Origin of the sequence: Massilia sp. CFBP9012 (assembly GCF_034045115.1) — a bacterium.
Taxonomy (GTDB): domain Bacteria; phylum Pseudomonadota; class Gammaproteobacteria; order Burkholderiales; family Burkholderiaceae_D; genus Telluria.
On sequence record NZ_JAXCWM010000016.1, the window covers coordinates 1 to 14,164 of the forward strand.

Annotated in this window: 15 protein-coding genes; 5 read left to right on the forward strand and 10 right to left on the reverse strand. The window is 62.5% G+C overall.

The features are described 5' to 3' along the window. Positions 1-142 precede the first annotated feature (142 nt). From SOM61_RS22665 to SOM61_RS22675, 3 genes are all read right to left on the reverse strand, one after another. Positions 143-2,458 carry a UvrD-helicase domain-containing protein gene (locus SOM61_RS22665; protein WP_320476182.1) on the reverse strand — a complete coding sequence of 772 codons (2,316 nt, stop codon included), beginning with the start codon at positions 2,456-2,458 and terminating at the stop codon, positions 143-145. 89 nt (positions 2,459-2,547) lie between these two features. Then, positions 2,548-2,979: a hypothetical protein gene (locus tag SOM61_RS22670; RefSeq protein ID WP_320476183.1), complete on the reverse strand. Its 432-nt coding sequence runs from the start codon at positions 2,977-2,979 to the stop codon at positions 2,548-2,550. 87 nt (positions 2,980-3,066) lie between these two features. Then, positions 3,067-3,468 carry a GFA family protein gene (locus tag SOM61_RS22675; RefSeq protein ID WP_320476184.1) on the reverse strand — a complete coding sequence of 134 codons (402 nt, stop codon included), beginning with the start codon at positions 3,466-3,468 and terminating at the stop codon, positions 3,067-3,069. A 214-nt stretch (positions 3,469-3,682) separates the two neighbouring features. On the opposite strand from SOM61_RS22675, the gene SOM61_RS22680 reads away from it, so the two are divergent. Then, on the forward strand, positions 3,683-4,228 hold the full coding sequence (locus tag SOM61_RS22680) for an SRPBCC family protein (RefSeq protein WP_320476185.1): 546 nt from the start codon (positions 3,683-3,685) through the stop codon (positions 4,226-4,228). Positions 4,229-4,435: 207 nt separating this feature from the next. Here the strand turns inward: SOM61_RS22680 and hpaR are convergent, their stop codons facing one another. Next, a complete protein-coding gene (gene hpaR / locus SOM61_RS22685; protein WP_320476186.1) occupies positions 4,436-4,924 on the reverse strand; it encodes a homoprotocatechuate degradation operon regulator HpaR in 489 nt (162 codons plus the stop codon). 159 nt (positions 4,925-5,083) lie between these two features. Between hpaR and SOM61_RS22690 the strand changes: the two genes are divergently transcribed. After that, on the forward strand, positions 5,084-6,025 hold the full coding sequence (locus SOM61_RS22690; RefSeq protein WP_320476187.1) for a bestrophin family protein: 942 nt from the start codon (positions 5,084-5,086) through the stop codon (positions 6,023-6,025). 62 nt (positions 6,026-6,087) lie between these two features. Continuing rightward, a complete protein-coding gene (locus SOM61_RS22695; protein WP_320476188.1) occupies positions 6,088-7,605 on the forward strand; it encodes an acetyl-CoA hydrolase/transferase family protein in 1,518 nt (505 codons plus the stop codon). A gap of 8 nt (positions 7,606-7,613) precedes the next feature. On the opposite strand, the gene SOM61_RS22700 is transcribed toward SOM61_RS22695, so the two are convergent. The 3 genes from SOM61_RS22700 to SOM61_RS22710 form a co-directional block, all read right to left on the reverse strand. Further along, positions 7,614-8,453 carry a hypothetical protein gene (locus SOM61_RS22700; RefSeq protein ID WP_320476189.1) on the reverse strand — a complete coding sequence of 280 codons (840 nt, stop codon included), beginning with the start codon at positions 8,451-8,453 and terminating at the stop codon, positions 7,614-7,616. Between the two features lie 200 nt (positions 8,454-8,653). After that, complete coding sequence (locus SOM61_RS22705) at positions 8,654-9,760, reverse strand: S-(hydroxymethyl)glutathione dehydrogenase/class III alcohol dehydrogenase (RefSeq protein WP_109347975.1); 1,107 nt, start codon at positions 9,758-9,760, stop codon at positions 8,654-8,656. Between the two features lie 79 nt (positions 9,761-9,839). Further along, positions 9,840-10,487, reverse strand: coding sequence for an ANTAR domain-containing response regulator (locus SOM61_RS22710; protein ID WP_320476190.1), 648 nt, complete (start codon positions 10,485-10,487; stop codon positions 9,840-9,842). Positions 10,488-10,676: 189 nt separating this feature from the next. On the opposite strand from SOM61_RS22710, the gene SOM61_RS22715 reads away from it, so the two are divergent. Next, a complete protein-coding gene (locus tag SOM61_RS22715; RefSeq protein WP_320476191.1) occupies positions 10,677-11,291 on the forward strand; it encodes a hypothetical protein in 615 nt (204 codons plus the stop codon). Here the strand turns inward: SOM61_RS22715 and SOM61_RS22720 are convergent. Further along, positions 11,254-11,796 carry a GNAT family N-acetyltransferase gene (locus tag SOM61_RS22720; RefSeq protein ID WP_320476192.1) on the reverse strand — a complete coding sequence of 181 codons (543 nt, stop codon included), beginning with the start codon at positions 11,794-11,796 and terminating at the stop codon, positions 11,254-11,256. The genes SOM61_RS22715 and SOM61_RS22720 overlap by 38 nt on opposite strands. Before the next feature lie 116 nt (positions 11,797-11,912). On the opposite strand from SOM61_RS22720, the gene SOM61_RS22725 reads away from it, so the two are divergent. After that, positions 11,913-12,266, forward strand: a complete 354-nt coding sequence (locus SOM61_RS22725) for a nuclear transport factor 2 family protein (RefSeq protein WP_320476193.1) — start codon at positions 11,913-11,915, stop codon at positions 12,264-12,266. A 149-nt stretch (positions 12,267-12,415) separates the two neighbouring features. Here the strand turns inward: SOM61_RS22725 and SOM61_RS22730 are convergent, their stop codons facing one another. Further along, positions 12,416-13,696, reverse strand: coding sequence for a M48 family metalloprotease (locus SOM61_RS22730; RefSeq protein ID WP_320476194.1), 1,281 nt, complete (start codon positions 13,694-13,696; stop codon positions 12,416-12,418). Continuing rightward, on the reverse strand, positions 13,693-14,001 hold the full coding sequence (locus SOM61_RS22735; protein ID WP_320476195.1) for a Pepco domain-containing protein: 309 nt from the start codon (positions 13,999-14,001) through the stop codon (positions 13,693-13,695). Before SOM61_RS22735 ends, SOM61_RS22730 begins: the two co-directional genes overlap by 4 nt. Positions 14,002-14,164 lie beyond the last annotated feature (163 nt).

Here is a 14,164-nt window from a genome sequence, read left to right on the forward strand (position 1 = left end):
AGGCCCCATCACGATGCGGCACGGACTCGAACGCTTCGGCAGCATGATGCAAGGCTGGAAGCTTGCACAGATGTGGACTTAGCCTAGCGCCTTCGCGGGGACGACGTTTCTGCTAGTGGCGGGAACGACGTTTCTGCCCTGTTCAACGCCCAAGCTTCTCCAGCTTCGCGATCGACAGGTCCAGCACTTTCATCCCGGCCGAACCGAAATTGATCTGGGCCCGCGCCGCACCCGCGCCGCCTTCGATATTGACGATCACGCCTTCGCCGAACTTGGCGTGAGACACCGATTCACCGACGCGCCAGCCGCTGCCGTTGCCCGATTTCTGCGTGATCTGCTGCGCGATCTTGTTGTCGCTGCCGCCATCGCGGAATTTGGCGTCGTCCCAGGCCGTCGTCTGCTTGCGCCCCCCGAACCAGGCGGTCTGCACGCGCGGCGACAGCCACTTGAGCGCTTCCTCGGGCAACTCGTCGAAGAAGCGCGACTTCATGTTGAAGCGCGTCTGGCCGTGCAGCATGCGCTGCTGGGTAAAGCTCATGTACAGGCGGCGGCGCGCGCGCGTGATCGCCACGTACATCAGGCGCCGTTCTTCGTCCACGCCCTCGGCTTCGCGCGCGCTGCTCTCGTGCGGGAACAGGCCTTCTTCGAGGCCGGTGATGAACACCGCATCGAATTCCAGGCCCTTGGCCGAGTGCACCGTCATCAGCTGCAATGCCTCTTGCCCGGCCTGGGCCTGGGCATCGCCCGCCTCGAGCGAGGCATGCGACAGGAAGGCGGACAGGGGCGACATCACGGTCGGCAGCGGCGCGCCGCCGTCGATGATCTCGATGCCGTCCTGGTACACCACCGCCTCGCCGGCCTGGGCCTGGGATGGCGGGCCGAGGTGGGCAGGTGCGCCGATGCCGAAACCCTCTTCTTGCACGAACTGGGTCGCGGCATTGACCATCTGCTCCAAGTTCTCGATGCGGTCGGCGCCTTCCTTCTCGTTGCCGTAATGCGTGAGCAAGGTGCTGCGCTCGAGCACCACGCGCACCAGTTCGGGCAGCGGCAGTTGCTGGGTCTCGAAACGCGCGCCTTCGATCAGTTTCACAAAACCGCCCAGCACCGTGCCGGCCTTGCCGCTCATATAGGGCACGGCCGCGTACAACGAAATGCCATAGCTGTCGGCCGCCATCTGCAGCTGCTCGATCGAACGCGCGCCGATGCCGCGCGTCGGGAAATTCACCACGCGCAGGAAAGCCGAATCGTTGTGCGGATTGTCCATCAGCTGCAGGTAGGCGATGGCGTGCTTGACCTCGGCGCGCTGGAAGTAGCGCAGGCCGCCGTACACGGTGTACGGCAGGCCGGCCGCGAACAGCGCGTGCTCGATCACGCGGCTTTGCGCATTGCTGCGGTACAGGATCGCGATCTCGTTGCGCGGCATGCCCTCGTTCATGAGGCTTTTCGCCTCTTCGATGATCCACTGCGCTTCTTCGAGGTCGGACGAGGCCTCGTACACGCGCACCGGCTCGCCCTGGCCCGCATCCGTGCGCAGGTTCTTGCCCAGGCGCTTGGTGTTGTTGGCGATCAGGTAGTTGGCGCTGTCCAGGATGTGACCATGCGAGCGGTAGTTCTGCTCCAGCTTGATCAGGTTTTTCACTTGATAGTCGCGCTCGAAGGCCGACATATTGCCAACGTTGGCGCCACGGAAGGCATAGATGCTCTGGTCGTCGTCGCCCACGGCGAAGATGGCGCCACCGCCGGTCTCGCCCTGCCCCGCCAGCATTTTCAGCAGGTTGTATTGCAGGTCATTGGTATCCTGGAACTCGTCGACCAGGATGTGACGGAAGCGCATCTGGTAGTGATGGCGCAGCGGGCCGTTGCGCGCCAGCAGCTCGTAAGAACGCAGCAGCAGCTCGGCGAAATCGACCACGCCTTCGCGCTGGCACTGTTGATCGTACAACTCATACAACTCGACCATGCGGCGCTCGATCGGATCGTAGGCCTCGACTTGCGAGGCGCGCAGGCCCTGGTCCTTGGCGTTGTTGATGAAGTACATCAAGGTCTTGGCCGGATACTTCTCGTCGTCGACATTGTGCGCCTTGAGCATGCGCTTGATGAGCGACAGCTGGTCTTGCGAGTCGAGGATCTGGAAGGTTTGCGGCAGCGCGGCGTCGCGGTAGTGCGTGCGCAGCAGGCGGTTGCACAGGCCGTGGAAAGTGCCGATCCACATGCCGCGTGTATTGATTGGCAACATCGCCGACAGACGGGTCAGCATCTCCTTCGCCGCCTTGTTCGTGAACGTCACCGCCATGATGCCGGCGGGCGACACCTGGTTGGTCTGGATCAGCCAGGCGATGCGCGTGGTCAGCACGCGCGTCTTGCCGGAACCGGCGCCAGCAAGGATCAGCGCGCTCTGCGATGGCAGAGTAACGGCGGCCAATTGTTCGGGATTAAGGTTGTGAAGAAGGGTCTGCATCCGGCCATTATACCGCCGCGTTTTACTGTATGCCCATCCAGTTTCGTTGCGCCGGCGGCTTGTGCCTTAGAACCTATCCCGGTAGGTTCTTACACCCGCCTGATCAACATGGCGACATTGAACTCGTCATCGGCGCGCACCACGACCCGCTGGCCGACCACGGCAGTCCTGATGGGCGCGGCCAGGACATCGTCGCCACTGCTCAACCTGGTCAGCACACGCAGGTTGCCGTCATGGCCCACGCGGACGATCGTGAATTCCAGGGCCCATGGCGTATCGGCATGTACGCCGCTCAGCTTGATGCGCTCGGCATTCTGCGCGACCACGACCGGCTTGCTGACCTCGCCGAACATGTCCAACTTGAGCGCCACCTCGAATCCCGTATGGTGGTTGGTGTGACCGATCCCGGCCGGCGGCCAGGGACGCGCTTGCGCGGCGGAGCCGACCATTCCTGCCAGTGCGGCAACCGGCAGGGCAAGGCAAAGCTGGCGGCGCTTGCGATTGGACGATGGTGCGCTCATGGCGGTAGCTTTCCGAGAAGTTACAGTGATTCCATACTCGCATCTTCCTGCCCGGATCACAATGCGGTCCGCATGAAATTCACTGATTTAACCTTCCGAGCGCGTGGTCTGGTACTGCGGCAAACCGTCATCCAGCTTCAGCCAGCCCAGCCGGCTGCGCACGAAGGTATGGTCGGCCGGCGGCACCTGTTCGGGATCGTCCAGGCTGGCGGTGGCGAGGTCGATCTCGTCGGGCCAGCGCTCGTCGTGCCAGGTGAGCGTGGTGCCGCAGGACGGGCAGAAACTGCGCAGCGCGTGGTCGCTGGAGCGGAAGCGCTGCGGCGCGCTGGCGGTCCAGTGCAAGCTCGTTATCCTGACGCTGAACCAGGCAAAGGCCGGGGCGCCCGAGGCCTTGCGGCAATCGGTGCAATGGCACAGCGTGCTGTTGAAAGGTTCGCCGCGCGCCTCATAGCGCACCGCCCCGCAGAAGCATCCACCTTGCAAGCTCATCTGAATCCCCCTTCGACGCATCGTCGTCGATTTCACACAGGAAACTACATTAACATCGCGCAACTTCTTTGAAATGACACCCAGCCGCGCGCCCCTCCATTGTCTTTTCGCTTATTTTAATGACAGATTCGCGACAAGGTCGCGAACCCCGTTCGCAAGTGCATTCATTCGAGCCCAGGCGCAACGCGCCGGGGCGAAACCTAAGGAGAACACTATGTTGGGTCGTGTAGTTACCGTGGCCGCATTGGCCGTCGGCGGCGCAATGCTGTCGAAGAAACTCAAGCAAAACCGTGGCTTTGGCGCCAGCTCGTCGATCGTCGAAACGATCGAAGTCAACGTGCCTGTGCGCACCGCCTACAACCAGTTCACCCAGTTCGAAGACTTCCCGCAATTCATGAAGAGCGTGAAAGAGATTCGCCAGCTGGACGACAAGCACCTGCACTGGAAGGCCAACGTGGCCGGCGAAGACAAGGAATGGGATGCCGAGATCACCGAGCAGATCCCGGACAACCGCATCGCCTGGCGCAGCGTCACCGGCGTCAAGAACGGCGGCGTGGTCACCTTCCACAAGATCTCGGACACCGTCACCCGCATCGCGCTGCAGATGGATTACGAGCCGGAAGGCCCGCTGGAAACCCTGGGCGACGCCCTGGGCGCCGTGCGCATGGAAGCGCGTTCCAACCTGTCCAACTTCAAGGAACTGCTCGAGAAGCGCGGCAGCGAGACTGGTGGCTGGCGTGGGAAGATCGATCAGCATTGATCGACGCTCGTCTCTGAACCGGGACGCTTGCGCGAACCGCTACGCTGACGCTAGCCGCTAGCGTCAGCACGTCGCCCCCGCCCTCGCCGGGCGCCTTGGCGGGGGCCTAAGTTTTTTCAAGCAGCCAAATCTGCATGCGCCACCTCGACGCTAACTGACTTGGATTCCCGCCTTCGCGGGAATGACGTGTTAAAGGTAACAATATGTTCAAGGCCGACGGCTGTTCACCGCCTTCGTCGTCGCCGGCAATTCCACTCTCTGCACCGGCGTCGCCTGCGCCGCAATGAATCCCTCCAGCGCCCGCGACAGGTCATCGACGACCCCGCTGCCATATGCCGCCTCGATCAAGGCGTACTGCTGCTCGATCAGCGGTGCGATCTCGTCGATCAGCTTGTCCCCCTTCGGCGCCAGACGCACCCAGATGCGGCGCTGGTCGGCCGCCACGCGCTGGCGTTCGATCAGGCCCAGCTCTTCCATCCGCGATAAAACACCGGTCATGCTCGGACTCAGGATCTGGCACAGGTCGCACATCTCGCGCGGCTCCAGCTGTTCGTGCTCGTCCAGCACGCGCAGGATGCGCCACTGCTGCTCGGTCACGCCGAAGTGGTTGAGGATGGGACGAAAATGCGACATCAACGATTCGCGCGCTTTCAGGAAAAGCTGGGGCAGGTTGCGGTGAGTGATACGGCGGGCCAATGCGTGCTCCGAGTTATTAAATGGTCTACATCAAAATGATCGCGTGAATACAAGCACAAGCGCAAGCGCTTGACTGACTAAGATATTAGTGATTAACTGCGAATATATTAGTGAGTTTTCCTTGACTCCGTCTATTTTTTTGCGAATGCGGTCGGTACCGTGATTATCCGAGAGCGCCCTTCCGGGCTCAAGCTGTTCCTCCTGTTGCGCGGCTCGGTCCTGCCCCGCATCCTGCCTACCCTGCTGGTCAATATTGCGGTGGCCACCCTGGTCACCTGGTCGCACGGCGACCTGTGGGACCTCAAGATCACCCTCACCACGATCCCCTTCACGCTGATCGGGCTGCCGATCGCGATCTTCCTCGGCTTTCGCAACAATTCCGCCTACGACCGCTTCTGGGAAGGCCGCAAGCTGTGGGGCGAACTGGTGCTGCGCTGCCGTAACCTGGCGCGCCAGGCCACGAGCCTGATCGACGATCCAAGGCCTGCACTTGCAAGTAATGGCTTGCAGGATACACGGGTTCGGCTCATCTACCGCGCGATTGCCTTCGTCCACGCGCTGCGCGACCACCTGCGCGACCAGCCCGGCTCGCCCTACCTGGCCACCTTCCTGCTACCGGACGAATATGAAGACATGGCGCGCGCCCACAACAGGCCTGACAGCCTGATGCGCCACATGGGCGCCGACCTGCAACGCTGCATCAAGGAGGGGCGCATCGAAGGCTGCCTGGCGGCCAATATCGACAACACCCTCTCAAGCCTGACCGCCGCCGCCGCGTCCTGCGAGCGCATCAAGAACACGCCCGTCCCCTATTCGTACACGCTGCTGCTGCACCGCACCGCCCATATCTACTGCTTCCTGCTGCCCTTCGGCCTGGTCGACTCGATCGGCTTCATGACCCCGTTCGTGGTCGCCATCGTGGCCTATACCTTCTTCGGCCTGGACGCCCTGGGCGACGAGCTGGAAGAGCCGTTCGGCACCGAACCCAACGACCTGCCGCTGGACGCCATCTGCCGCGCCATCGAGATCGACCTGCGCAATGCGCTGCGCGACGAGCACGTGCCGCCGCCGCTGCAGCCGGTCGACTACTGCCTGACCTGACAACCATCGAGAAAAGCAAAGCCACACCGAGTCCGAAACCAAGCTGAATCTGAGGAGAAAGCATGCACCACGATCACCACCTTGCCCACGACCGCGTCCGCCTGCCGCAGCTGCGCGAACGCATCACCAGCGCCGAACGCGCCGCCGAATGGATCCAGGACGGCATGACCGTCGGCACCAGCGGCTTCACCCGCGCCGGCGATGCCAAGGCGGTGCCGCTGGCGCTGGCCGAACGCGCGCGCAGCACGCCGCTGGCGATCACCCTGATCACCGGCGCCTCGCTCGGCGGCGAGACCGACGCGGCGCTGACCCAGGCCGGCGCGCTGGCGCGCCGCATGCCCTTCCAGACCGATCCCACCTTGCGCGCCGCGATCAACCGCGGCGAAGTCATGTTCACCGACCAGCACCTGTCCGAGACCGTCGAGCTGCTGCGCACGCGCCAGCTGGCGCCGGTGGACGTCGCCATCATCGAGGCGATCGCGATCACCGAGACGGGCGCCATCATCCCGACCACGTCGGTCGGCAACAGCGCCAGCTTCGCGATCCTGGCCGACAAGGTGATCGTCGAGATCAACCTCTCGCAGTCGCCGGCGCTCGAAGGCCTGCACGACATCTTCATCCCCAAGCACCGCCCGCAGCGCGAGCCGATGCCGCTCATGAACGTCAGCGACCGCATCGGCGCCACAGCGATCGTCATCCCGCCCGAGAAGATCGTCGCTATCGTGATGACCGAGAAGCACGACAGCGCCTCGACCATCCAGCCGCCGGACGACGACACCGCCGCCATCGCCGGCCACCTGACCGATTTCTTCAACGCCGAAATCGCCGCCGGCCGCCTGACCGAACGGCTGATGCCGATCCAGGCCGGCATCGGCACCATCGCCAACGCCGTGCTGGCCGGCCTGATCGACGGCCCGTTCCAGGGCCTCACCATGTACTCGGAAGTGCTGCAGGATTCGACCTTCGACCTGTTCGACGCCGGCAAGCTCGATTTCGCCTCGGGTTCGTCGATCACGCTGTCCGAAGAAAAAGGACGGCAGGTGTTCGCCGAGCTGGAAAAGTACAAGGACCGCCTGGTCCTGCGTCCGCAGGAAGTGAGCAACCATCCCGAAGTCATCCGCCGCCTTGGGCTCATCGCCATCAACACGGCGCTCGAGTTCGACATCTACGGCAATATCAACTCGACCCACGTGGGCGGCACCCACATGATGAACGGCATCGGCGGCTCGGGCGACTTCGCGCGCAACGCCTATCTATCGGTGTTCGCGACCAAGTCGGTGGCCAAAGGCGGCAAGATCTCGAGCATCGTGCCGATGGTTTCGCACGTCGACCACACCGAGCATGACGTCGACATCGTGGTGACCGAAGTCGGCCTGGCCGACCTGCGCGGCCTGGCGCCGCGCGAACGGGCCCAGCGCATCATCGAGCACTGCGTGGCCGAGCCGTACAAGCAGATGCTGCGCGACTACGTCGAGGAAGCGAACGCGCGCGGCGGCCACACGCCGCACGTGCTCGAGAAAGCGTATTCGTGGCACGTGCGCTATCGCGAGACCGGTTCGATGCTGCCGGTCGCGATTTAAGCACGCGTTCAGCTCGCCGTCGGCACCGGCTTGGCCAGCCCTTTCATGCGCGCATCCTTGATCAGGGCGCGCACCGTCTTGTCGGCGGCCTTGCTCTCGCGCTCCATTTCCTTGCCCAGCTCGCCCATGCGCTTGCCCAGCTTTTCCATCGGCTGGTTGGCGATTTCCATCTGGCGGCCGATGTCTTCCATCGAAGCGCGCTGCTGGCGCGCCTGCGGGCCGTTATAGGCTTCGCCGATGCGCTCGCCGGCGTCGGACATGCGCTTGCCGGTCTCGGCCATTTTCTGCTGGATGATCCGGCGTTCGGCATCGTCGCGCGCCGCGGCCATCTGCCGGCTCAGCAGGTCCATATGCTTGCTCAGCGCCTGCATGCCGTCATCGACTTCGCGCATGTCGCGCTCGCTCGGCATGTTGGCGGGCTTGGCCGCCGCGCGCTCCATGTCGCGGCCCAGCACTTCCATCTTCTTGCCGTGCTTTTCCATTTCCTTGCCGTGGACCTTCATCAACTCGCCCAGCCGGTCAAGCGGCGCCCAGGCGGCGCGCGCCCGCTTGATGGTCTCGGGATCCTGGATCACGTAGCTGCGCCCGCCTTCGCGGAACCAGATGAATTCGCCGTCGATGGCGCGCTGGGCGGCGCGCACATCGTCCCAGTCGTCGCTGCTGCCGCTGATGTCGAAGCTGCCGGAGGTGTCGCGCACCAGGGCATACGGCTCGTCCGCGGCCGCCACGCGCACCGCGCGCGCCTTGCCGTCGGCCGCCGCCTGGGTCGGCACCGCGAAAGCGGCCATGGCGGCCAGGCCGAGAAGCGGAAGCGCCAGTTTCCAGTGGGGCGATGCGGTGCGTGACATGGGTCGGTCTCCAGTGATGGGCCGGACGCAGCCGGCGATGGAAACACTGTAGACAATCCGGCATGCGCCGCCCAGCGCGCTGCGACAGACGGTCGAAATCGCGGAACAGTCGGCAAAACGGTCACCGGAATGACAACGCGGCCCGAAGGCCGCGCTGGAACGATGCATATGCGGCAGGCCGGGCGGCCCGCCGGAATCGTTTAATACACCACGACCGAGCGGATCGACTCGCCCGACTTCATCAGGTCGAAGCCTTCGTTGATGCGGTCCAGCGGCAGGTGATGGGTGATCAGGTCGTCGATATTGATCTTGTTTTCCATATACCAGTCGACGATCTTCGGCACGTCGGTACGGCCACGTGCGCCGCCGAAGGCCGAACCTTTCCATTCGCGGCCGGTCACCAGCTGGAACGGACGGGTGGAAATCTCCTGGCCGGCCGCCGCCACGCCGATGATGATCGACTGGCCCCAACCCTTGTGGCAGCACTCCAGCGCCTGGCGCATGGTGTTGACGTTGCCCACGCACTCGAAGCTGTAGTCGGCGCCGCCGTCGGTCAGCCCGATGATGCTGTCGACGACGTTCTCGACCTTGGTCGGGTTGATGAAATGGGTCATGCCGAACTTGCGCGCCATGGCTTCGCGTTCCGGGTTCAGGTCGACGCCGATGATCTTGTCGGCGCCCACCATCCTGGCCGCCTGGATCACGTTCAGGCCGATGCCGCCCAGGCCGAACACGACCACGTTGGCGCCCGCCTCGACCTTGGCGGTGAAGATCACGGCGCCGATGCCGGTGGTAACGCCGCAACCGATGTAGCAGATCTTGTCGAACGGCGCGTCATTGCGCACCTTGGCCAGGGCGATCTCGGGAACCACGATGTAGTTCGAGAAGGTCGAGGTGCCCATGTAGTGGTAGATCGGCTGGCCGTCCAGCGAAAAACGGGAAGTCGCATCGGGCATCAGGCCGCGGCCCTGGGTCGAGCGAATCGCCTGGCACAGGTTGGTCTTTTGCGACAGGCAGAATTTGCACTGGCGGCATTCCGGCGTGTACAGCGGAATCACATGATCGTCGCGGCGCAGGCTAGTCACGCCGGGACCGACGTCGACCACCACGCCGGCGCCTTCATGGCCCAGGATGGCCGGGAAGATGCCTTCGGGATCGGCGCCCGACAGCGTGTAATAGTCGGTGTGGCAGATGCCGGTGGCCTTGACCTCGACCAGCACTTCGCCCGCCTTCGGACCTTCGAGTTCGACCTCTTCGATCGTGAGCGGATGGCCCGCCTTCCATGCAATTGCTGCCTTCGTTTTCATGTCGTATTCCCGTTGCTTGAAGAAAAACCGCGCGTCCATGAGCGCGCCGCAAAGGTGACATGATAACAAGCTTGTGAAATCACGTCCGGCCCCGGCCTCTCAATCGTTCGCCGATGGCCCCATGCACGCTGCCCAGGGTTTCCTCGGCGGCCAGGATCTGCTCGGCCACTTCGCCCATCTTGCGCCGCTGCGAGCGCGCCTCGTCGCGCAGCACGTCGAAAGCCTGGTGGCGGTCGATGTGGAAGCGCGCCATCAGCACGCCGACCGCGATGCTGGTCTCGCGTCCCGCGGCCAGCGCCGAGGTCAGGCTTTCCTCGCTGCGGCGCAGGCGCCGGATGTCGTCGCCGCGCGCCAGCGCCGCCTCGAAGGCCGGCAGCAACTGGGCGCCGTCGACCGGCTTGACCAGGTAGCCCACCGCGCCGGCATCGGCGGCGGCGCGCGCCGTCTCCGCATCGTCGCTGGCAGACAGGAACATGAAGGGGATGGTGGTCTCTTCGCGCAGCAGGCGCGCCAGCGCCAGGCCTGACATGCCGGGCATCTCGATGTCGAGCAGGACCAGGGCGATCCCGTCCCCGCGTTCTTCGATCGTGCGCAAGGCCTCGGCCGCGGTGCCGGCGCCGAGGATGTCGTGGCCGGCGTGCTGCAGCACTTCGGCCAGGTATTCGCGCAGCAGCGCATCGTCATCGACGATCAGTACCAGGCGGCGCGCTGGTGCTTGTGGGTTCATGTCTCCTCCTGTCAATACTTGAGACGTCAGCGCCTGACGTACTGGAGCATGAAAAAAATATAGCACGCAAGATTGTGAACGCGCCAGTTAGGAACGACACACTGTCAGATCCATTGAATGGCTGGCGCCGATGAATTTCTTGGATTACCATCGTTCCCTGCACCTTTGCAGGGCCAAATGGAGAATCCCATGCCCGATTCCGCGAAGGTGCGCGCCACGCACCTTGACGCCGCGACGCCGATGCCATTGCCGGGAATGCCCGCGCTCGACCTGTCCCTTGCCTTCCCTGCCGCGCTGCGGCCCGCGGCAGCTGCCCTGACGGCAAGCGCCGCGTGGCGCCCCGAAGGCCTCCACTATACCTACCAGGTCACGCTCGAAGGCGAGACGCTAACGATCCCTTCGCGCCTCTACTTCGATCGTAGCCTGCCGCTGGACGATGCCGGCCGTGACGCCACGGCGCGCGGCATCGCGTGGTGCCTCGGGACCCGCCACCACGATGGCTACCTGCGCGAGGAATGCCTGGCCCGCCTGCTGGACGCGCCGCAAGACTGGGCGGCTCCCTTCATCGTGCATCTGGTCGGCGAATACGTGGACGAGATCGTGGAGCACATCGAGGCGGCGCTGCCGGCGTTCGCCCCCGACATGCGGGCGGCGCTCGCCGCCTTCGTGCGCGACAACCCGCGCTACCTGGACACGATCGAGCGCCGCACCATCAGCTATCGCCCTTACGTTTGCCCTGCGTCGGAGAGCTATCCGGGCAAGCGCGTCATTGCCTGCCTGCGTGCGCTGGGCCGGGAAACGTGAGCCGCATGCGCTGCTCCATCAGTTCGGAGCCCGGCCGCAAGGGCTCGCGCACGCCGGCCTCGACGAAACCGGCGCGCTCATAGAGGCGCAGCGCTTCGGCATTGGTGCAGGTCACGCCCAGTTGCATCGCCTGGGCCCCACGCTCCCTGGCCCAGCGCTGCGCCTCGTCGAGCAGCGCGCCGGCCACACCCTGCCCGCGCGCCTCGGGCGCCACCCACATCTGGAACAGGTTGACGATGGTGCGATCGTCGCCATCCTCCTTGGCCCAGGCCAGGCCGACCAGCGCGCCGTTCATCTCGGCAGCCAGCGCGCGGTCGATGCCTGACGTGGTCGAGCGCGCCAGGCGTGCGGCCCAGGTCTCGGGCGCCAACGCCTCTTCGGCGGCCAGGGTGCTGCCAAAGGCATAAGGCGCATCGGCCAGCGCGCGCAGGCGGATTGCGCGGTAGGCCGGCCACTCTTCGGCCGTGAACGGCCTGATCGCGAATGCTGTTTCTGCATGCGTCATGGAAGACTCTCGGTTACTGTCGGAAAACAATTCTAGCAGGGAGGAATCGGCCCATTGCCAAGCGCCACGCATTGCCGACAATCGGTACATTTTCATCTTTAACCACGGAGACGACCATGTCCGCATCGAACAAGGATGTTTTGCTGAAGGCGAACGCCGCGGTGACCCGCGGCGACAATGAAGGATTCCTGGCATGCTGCACCGACGATCTCGTCTGGTCGACGGTCGGCGGCGAGACTCTGCGCGGCAAGGAGGCGGTGCGCGCGTGGATGGTGGATGGCTATGCCGAGCTGCCCAGGTTCACCTTGCGCGAACTGGTTGCGGAAGGCGACCTCGTGGTCGCCCTGGGCGACATCGAATCGAAGGACGAGCAAGGCAAGCCGGTGCAGAACGCCTACAGTGACGTCTGGCGCTTCCGCGACGGCAAGATGGCAGAGCTGCGCGCCTTCGTGGTGCCGATCGATGTTTGAGGCAGGCTCGGCGAGGATAACAAACCTGCTTCTTGTCAGGATATGAGTCAGCGCCCTACGCCACGCGCAGCCTCTTATATCGACCAAGAGCGGGTGTTACGCTTTACGGCTGCGCCAAATAAAGTTCGCTACTTATTTTTATCTTATCCTTAGGTCAACATGGCCTGTCGAATCGATGCACCGTAGAGTGATTTTGCAGGCTCCGGCAGGTTTTCACTTAAGCCCAACAGGAGCTTGTACCGGTTAAGCCTTTTAATGGCGTCAGTTTGATCTGCTATCTGCTTCCCCTCCCTGCAGAGCTCGGAAAAATTTTCGGCTACCTTACTGAAAACCTGAATCAATACCACTTCCGGATAACCATGTGAAAGCAAAGCAGGCATTTCGGTATAGAAGCTGTAATAATCCGGGATGGGATTATCAGCACATGTCTCAAGCAAACGTTCAAGATCGTTCAGGAGCGATGCTGCTTGCGCTTCATATATTGGCGCGTGTGTTCCTGGACTTACAATAATCTGAGCGACCTCATTGAACGCGCGTTCAATTACAACAGCGGGCATCACGATCGAATCAAATATTTGTTCTGACTCGCACTGGTCGCGAAGCGACCTGCGTAACATGGCGATCCGCTCAGAGGTAGGAGGATGCACGCCGTCGACAAATAACAAGCCGATCTGCTCCATCACCCCCCAAATTTGGAGGGCTAGTTCGGCACCAGCATACGTCAGCATGAGCGACATTGCATCGTTGCGTTTGGCATCCTCCATCCCGGCGCTCAGCGTGAACTGTAGTGCCAAGTGGTCGGCAAAATGCTCTTCATCAGCATCAGTGAACTGGTCGGCAACTCCACTCTGATCTTTACCCAGAGCAAAAATTACGTGACCTATCTCATGCGCCAGCAAAAAACGCTCAGCGTTAGTAGCGACAAGGCTCGCGAGTATCTTCTGCTCAACCGCGATCGGGTATTCAGGACCGAAACTGCTGCCAGTTTGTTTTAGCCACCAAAATGCTTCAGCGACTACTCGAGCTAATTCCGGGAAGTCGATGCCTTGTTGGTCTTGTTGGTCATCAGACGATCGAAACACGGCGCTCGCAAGCGGTCGGGCGATACGGTAAAGAAACTCAAACAGCCCACTGTGAAGAACCACTACATACTGTTGATTATCAAGTTCTATGACATGAGCATTAGGCGCGTCTTTTCCGATCTCTCCGGCGACGAGTCGGCCATCGTGCAGCATTTTCTGGACGGTTAGCGGAAGAAAAGGCTCTAGCTCCGCTAGTAGTTCCCCCACTCGGTCACGGCAGAGGACATTCCTGTCGACTTGGACTCCTATCTCTGTACACAGGGGCTCCACGTCAGCGATGGAAATCTCTGGCAGGGGATGCTCCTTAACAAGCTCCTCAAAATACAATTGAGCAGGCGTCGCCATCATGACTTTCGCTTGAGCTTCACTTTAATAGCGGCTTGTGTCCCCAGCGTAGCCTTACCGAGCAGCTCAATTCCTCCGCTCGCGGTGATCGTCAACGATAGCTCGATCTCATCGATCACGGCATGGCCTAGGCCAATTGCTTGACCATCCAGCAAGTCGGCAAACGGTACTGAAAACGTTTTGATACCCTCCTGCAGAGCTTCGGTGCTGAGCTCTACCGTCTTTCCCACAGCTGCACGAGCCAAGCTTGGCAAAGCCGACTTTGTACCCGAGTCACCTGCTTCTACCCACACCTTTACCGACTCCAAAGTATTCTCCCTCGACGGATGACATACAGCTGCCTGATTGCAGCAGGATGCACATTAAGCTGTGGCAACAGCATTAAAATCTTGCTACCAATTCAACCATACGTTCTTTCCAATAACTGATAGTAGCGCTTATTGAACTACAGAACAATGTTGTAGATGACAC

Coding starts and splice junctions, on each gene's coding strand:
- SOM61_RS22665 (WP_320476182.1), bottom strand. CDS start 2,458: ATGCAGACCCTTCTTCACAACCTTAATCCCGAACAATTGGCCGCCGTT.
- SOM61_RS22670 (WP_320476183.1), bottom strand. CDS start 2,979: ATGAGCGCACCATCGTCCAATCGCAAGCGCCGCCAGCTTTGCCTTGCC.
- SOM61_RS22675 (WP_320476184.1), bottom strand. CDS start 3,468: ATGAGCTTGCAAGGTGGATGCTTCTGCGGGGCGGTGCGCTATGAGGCG.
- SOM61_RS22680 (WP_320476185.1), top strand. CDS start 3,683: ATGTTGGGTCGTGTAGTTACCGTGGCCGCATTGGCCGTCGGCGGCGCA.
- SOM61_RS22695 (WP_320476188.1), top strand. CDS start 6,088: ATGCACCACGATCACCACCTTGCCCACGACCGCGTCCGCCTGCCGCAG.
- SOM61_RS22700 (WP_320476189.1), bottom strand. CDS start 8,453: ATGTCACGCACCGCATCGCCCCACTGGAAACTGGCGCTTCCGCTTCTC.
- SOM61_RS22705 (WP_109347975.1), bottom strand. CDS start 9,760: ATGAAAACGAAGGCAGCAATTGCATGGAAGGCGGGCCATCCGCTCACG.
- SOM61_RS22710 (WP_320476190.1), bottom strand. CDS start 10,487: ATGAACCCACAAGCACCAGCGCGCCGCCTGGTACTGATCGTCGATGAC.
- SOM61_RS22715 (WP_320476191.1), top strand. CDS start 10,677: ATGCCCGATTCCGCGAAGGTGCGCGCCACGCACCTTGACGCCGCGACG.
- SOM61_RS22720 (WP_320476192.1), bottom strand. CDS start 11,796: ATGACGCATGCAGAAACAGCATTCGCGATCAGGCCGTTCACGGCCGAA.
- SOM61_RS22725 (WP_320476193.1), top strand. CDS start 11,913: ATGTCCGCATCGAACAAGGATGTTTTGCTGAAGGCGAACGCCGCGGTG.
- SOM61_RS22730 (WP_320476194.1), bottom strand. CDS start 13,696: ATGATGGCGACGCCTGCTCAATTGTATTTTGAGGAGCTTGTTAAGGAG.